Source organism: Pseudoalteromonas sp. SWN166, from assembly GCF_015864485.1.
GTDB lineage: Bacteria > Pseudomonadota > Gammaproteobacteria > Enterobacterales > Alteromonadaceae > Pseudoalteromonas.
Genome location: NZ_JADYXB010000099.1, coordinates 1 through 604, shown reverse-complemented (window position 1 = coordinate 604; position 604 = coordinate 1). Strand labels below are relative to the sequence as shown.

Sequence of the window (604 nt, the reverse complement as noted above, 5' to 3'; positions counted from 1 at the left end):
GCTCTAGCTGATCACTTTCACTATATTAAGCACAGTAAAAACCGTCATACAGAATACCCTATTGTACGCCTATGCGCCTTAAGTTCCTTGCGTAGCCGGTTGATACACCACGTTGCCTTCGGGCCCAGTTATCAAGGTGAGGTGAACTACGCAAAGCAGTTATTTAGTCATGCGAGTGATAACAGTCTAACTATTTTTGACCGATGTTATCTCAGCGCTGAGCTACTGATTAATTGGCGTAAGCAACACCCACAGTCGCACTGGATGGTCCCGATTAAAAGCAACACGCAATACACCGACATTGAATCTTACTCTGAGCATGACTTCAAAGTAGAGATGAGCGTATCTGCGCATGCCAGAAAACAAGACCCTTCGCTTCCTGAGTGCTGGCAGGCCAGACTGGTTCTTTATCCTGAGCCAATGGGGCCTGGAAAAATAAAAGGTCTGCTGTGCTCTTTGGATGATGAACAGGCTTTTGGTGCGCAGGCCATTCTTGATGTCTATTTCGAACGCTGGGAAATTGAAAATAGCTATGGAGAAATAAAACACCAGATGCTTGAGGATAGTATTCTTTTGCGTAGTCAGACTGTGGATGGAGTCAATC

1 protein-coding gene is annotated in these 604 nt (G+C 45.4%); it reads left to right on the top strand.

Going from position 1 to position 604, the window contains the following annotated elements:
- Window positions 1-24 precede the first annotated feature (24 nt).
- On the top strand, window positions 25-604 hold a 580-nt coding region (locus I6F49_RS20275; RefSeq protein WP_331461462.1), incomplete at its 3' end, for a transposase.